This window comes from Brasilonema bromeliae SPC951, assembly GCF_012912135.1.
Lineage (GTDB): Bacteria > Cyanobacteriota > Cyanobacteriia > Cyanobacteriales > Nostocaceae > Brasilonema > Brasilonema bromeliae.
In genome coordinates, this window is the sequence record NZ_QMEB01000355.1 from 1 (window position 1) to 3,878 (window position 3,878).

At 43.0% G+C, this 3,878-nt stretch carries 4 protein-coding genes; 1 reads left to right on the forward strand and 3 read right to left on the reverse strand.

The genetic code is table 11. The features are described from left to right. Window positions 1-67: 67 nt before the first annotated feature. The gene (locus DP116_RS27340) at window positions 68-760 is read left to right on the forward strand and encodes a cadmium resistance transporter (RefSeq protein WP_169158124.1); all 693 of its coding nucleotides are present in this window, start codon (window positions 68-70) and stop codon (window positions 758-760) included. Here DP116_RS27340 and DP116_RS27345 read toward each other — a convergent pair. The 3 genes from DP116_RS27345 to DP116_RS27355 form a co-directional block, all read right to left on the reverse strand. Further along, window positions 737-1,540, reverse strand: coding sequence for a sulfite exporter TauE/SafE family protein (locus DP116_RS27345; RefSeq protein WP_169158122.1), 804 nt, complete (start codon window positions 1,538-1,540; stop codon window positions 737-739). The two genes, DP116_RS27340 and DP116_RS27345, sit on opposite strands and share 24 nt — an antisense overlap. 257 nt (window positions 1,541-1,797) lie before the next feature. Next, the gene (locus DP116_RS27350) at window positions 1,798-2,862 is read right to left on the reverse strand and encodes a DUF4380 domain-containing protein (protein WP_169158123.1); all 1,065 of its coding nucleotides are present in this window, start codon (window positions 2,860-2,862) and stop codon (window positions 1,798-1,800) included. Further along, entirely contained in the window at window positions 2,859-3,800 is a 942-nt protein-coding gene (locus tag DP116_RS27355) for an SMP-30/gluconolactonase/LRE family protein (protein ID WP_339381624.1), read from the reverse strand. The genes DP116_RS27350 and DP116_RS27355 overlap by 4 nt, the downstream gene beginning before the upstream one ends. Window positions 3,801-3,878 lie beyond the last annotated feature (78 nt).

Genomic DNA, 3,878 nt, shown 5'->3' on the forward strand with positions numbered 1-3,878 from the left:
TGTATATCATGATTTTATTTTTTATAATTTATAGGCTTTCTAACATCATATTTTCTTATCAATGACCATAACTCAACTTTGGACGGCTTTCACGGAAGCTGTCATTGCCTTCGTTGCTACCAATATTGATGATATCCTGATCCTGGTGCTATTTTTCTCACAAGTAAATGCCAATTTTCGGCGACGACATATTGTATTTGGTCAGTACCTTGGTTTTACAGCTATCATCATTGCTAGCCTACCAGGATTCTTTGGTGGCTTGTTCATCCCGCGAGAATGGATTGGATTCCTGGGATTACTACCCATAGCAATTGGTTTAAAGCTATTGGTGAATAAAGAACAAGAAACTACGCAAGTTCAAACAGTAACCACTGATTTTCAGCCCTCCTCACATAGTAACCCCATACTGTCTTTTCTCTTGAGTATTTTACACGCTCAAACTTATCAAGTCGCAGCGGTAACACTTGCTAATGGCGGTGATAATATTAGTATTTATATACCCTTATTTGCTGGTAAAAGCTTTGCTAGTTTAGGAGTGACTTTAAGTGTATTTTTTGTCTTGGTAGGGGTTTGGTGTGCAGTTGCTTACCTATTGGCTCGTCAAAGAGCGATTGCCTTCGGCAGAGCTTCGCTTAACGCTAACATTTTAAGCCGCTACGGTAGAGCCGTTGTTCCTTTTGTACTAATTTGCCTTGGTCTTTTTATCATGTATGAAAGAGGAACATTCAGCTTGATATTACACTCCTACAGGGGAAACTAACTTGTAACTTGCCATGAGCAAGATTGTGTAAATGATAAACCGCAGTGGACGTTGAGGCGCAAGTTGGCAAAGTTTTGCACCAAGCAGTACCCCAGGTACAGAGCCTAACCATATTGGTAAGACTAAACTCCAGTCAACTGTCCCAAGGGTGAGATGTCCTAATGAAGTGAAAAATAATAAAATTGCGGCTTGTGAAATATCTGTACCCACTAACTTACGGGTCTCTAGCTGGAAAAAGGCTATCAGCACCAATGCAAACATCGAACCGGAGGAGACACTCGTTAAACCAACCAAACAGCCTAGAACTGCTCCCACGCTTATTGCGATCGCACAACCAAGCTTTGTTGTCAAATCAAACTTTGGTAGCTCTGGTAATTTAAAATCAGGGAAAAACCATAATACCAGCAGTTGTGCAAGTGCTAACAAAGTCATAAACAAAATCATCATTCCAACCAAGTGCAGCAGGATGTCGTCTAGGTTCTGCTCTCCTGTTAGTTTGACGAAGTGCAAAATTCCTACCCCAAACAGTGAGCCAGGAACGCTGCCAAATGCCAGCCATTTTACCACTTGTACGTCGAGAGTTTTCTGCTGCCAGTGCTGATAGCCGCCGACAAACTTCATCAGCGTGGCAGACACAACATCAGAACTCACAGCAATGGAAGGAGGAACCTGGAATAAAAAAATGAGCATTGGCGTGATCAAAGATGCTCCGCCAATGCCTGTTAAGCCGACGACAATACCAATAAAGAAGCTGAATACGGGTAATAATGAGTAGTGCATATTGCTGTTCTACGAAAGGGTTGAAGGTGTTTTATCTCTGACCAGAAGTCAGCTTGGTAGATCCAAACCCCTTTTGCTTGACAAATACAATAATTCTATATGCTTACCGTACTTTAACTCAAAAAGTGAGCGAACGTCTAGCGTAATGGCACAGATGAACAAGATATTATTATTTACACAGATAATAAATGAGTTCTTGAGTTCTTTTGTGCTGTGTTAATCGGATGTAGTCAAAACCCGTTGGTAAGAGGGAAGAGTTATCTAGTAGCTTTCGCTATATTTCTTGGGTTAGGAACGGTTACTTCAGATCGTCCAATAATTTTCCTGGCTTCTTCTTCAGCATTCGGGGTCGTGCGTCGAAGTAAAGTATATGTAGTGGTAAGGTCGATTCTTTCCCCAATTTGCAGGGTTTTTAGTGGACTAAGAAATTCAAGCTCCACGAAAGCATCTGGATCTGAATTGGTATAAATTTCAGCACTGCTTTCCTGGTCGGGATAACTAAGCGCAGGTTCTCTCGGTGAGTCAATGCGGACTACAACTTTTTCTCCAACCCATAACAACGTACTTGCATCAGAGCCTATCTTGTGGGATTTTTTCGGATCACGTGTCAATGACAGCATCCCGTTTTCCACCTTTAAGTTGGCTGGTAACTCCTCGGATTGTCTGTTATACCCTTGAGGAAAAATCGAAGCTTGGGGTAGGGCAGCGTATACTCCCACTGGATGACGCAACTGTGTAATCACCCATACCGCAACATCTTTTGGCTTGGCTTTGACCTTTTCATAAGTTGTGGAAATAGTCATCACAGGTTTTTGTGGCTCGAGTCGAATCCTGCGGTAAGTCCGAATGCCGTAAAGTGGATCTATGGGAGAAATGAGCGTCACTTCGCTACCGTCAACCTTTGCCTGAACTGGTATGGAATCAAAACCTGTCGGTGGAGGCCAATCTCGCCCCGTGATTTTTGTCCAGTCAGACTGAGGAGCAGGCCAAGTTTTATCACCCCCGAAATTAACCCATTTTTCTGGCGCGGGATTGGGGGCTTTGCCAAACACTTTCGGATTTTCCCAGAATATATCTTCTCCATCTAGTAATCGAAACTGCATGACTCGCCCTATTGCGGGCACTATAATTGCTTCTACTTGACCATTACTCAAAACCCAGGAGTCTCGCCAGCCTTGGTAATTAGTCTTTACTACCGTAATTTTTGCATACTGTGATGGAGCTTTTTGGTTCGGGATTTTCGCAGTGACTTGTCCCCAACCCACAATCAAAACCGCTAGTAATAAAGCGAAGCAAACTAGATTCCACGTTTTAGCCTTCATTGTTTATCCTTCGGCGGTTGCACTCCCGCCACCAAGAGGCGAATACGATAAATACCCTGACCTGCAGTGATGTAAAGTGTTTTGTAGTCTTTATTACCCCAAGCCAAATTTGTGACTACCTCTGGCACGAGAATTTTACCCAGAAGTTGACCTGTTGGCGAGAAAACCCACACCCCTTCTGAACCGCTACAGTAGATATTGCCTTGGACATCTACCTTCATGCCATCGGGTACACCTTTGTCTTTCGGTCCAGTTAACTCTGCAAAAACCCTCGTGTTAGTTAATGTACCATCTGAATTAACCTGGAAAACACGGATGTGTCCTTTTTCAGAATCACTGACGTAGAGTTTTTTTTCATCAGGAGAGAACGCGAGTCCATTAGGACGCACCATATCTTTGCTGAGCAAAGTCAAGGTTCCATCTGGTTTCAAGCGATAGATACCATAAAAGCCAAGTTCTTCCTTCTCCTTACTTATACCATAGGGCGGGTCAGTGAAGTAAATGCTACCATCTGATTTGACTACAACGTCGTTGGGACTATTGAGACGTTTACCCTGGTAGCGTTCAGCCAAAACGGTTATTTGACCGTTTTTTTCTGTGCGTACAAGCCGGCGGTCATGTTCAGCAGTAATTAAGCGTCCTTCCCTATCGAACGTATTGCCGTTGGGATTGCCAGCAGGACGACGATAGATGGATGTTTTACTGTCAGTTGTCCACTTATAGATAGTATTAGCGGGAATATCACTGAAGAGTAAAAAGCCAAGCGGATGCCAGACGGGTCCTTCTGTAAACTTTAAACCATCAGCCAACTTTTCTAGCTTGGTGTTGCTGCTCATAATGGTTTGTAAATCAGCGATCGCTTTTCCCTGACTCTGTTGTACGGTCAAAATGCTTAGTAATAAACTACAGGTAGCTATTCGTAAAATCAATTTTTTCACAATCACTTACTCACCTTAAGTCAACTCAGATCTTGCACCATACTTTTCGTCCGCCAAGAAATAAATTTCTTGGCTCAA

Bases quoted from the DNA above. Each gene is read 5' to 3' on its own strand.
- DP116_RS27350 (WP_169158123.1), bottom strand. From the start codon at position 2,862: ATGAAGGCTAAAACGTGGAATCTAGTTTGCTTCGCTTTATTACTAGCG.
- DP116_RS27345 (WP_169158122.1), bottom strand. From the start codon at position 1,540: ATGCACTACTCATTATTACCCGTATTCAGCTTCTTTATTGGTATTGTC.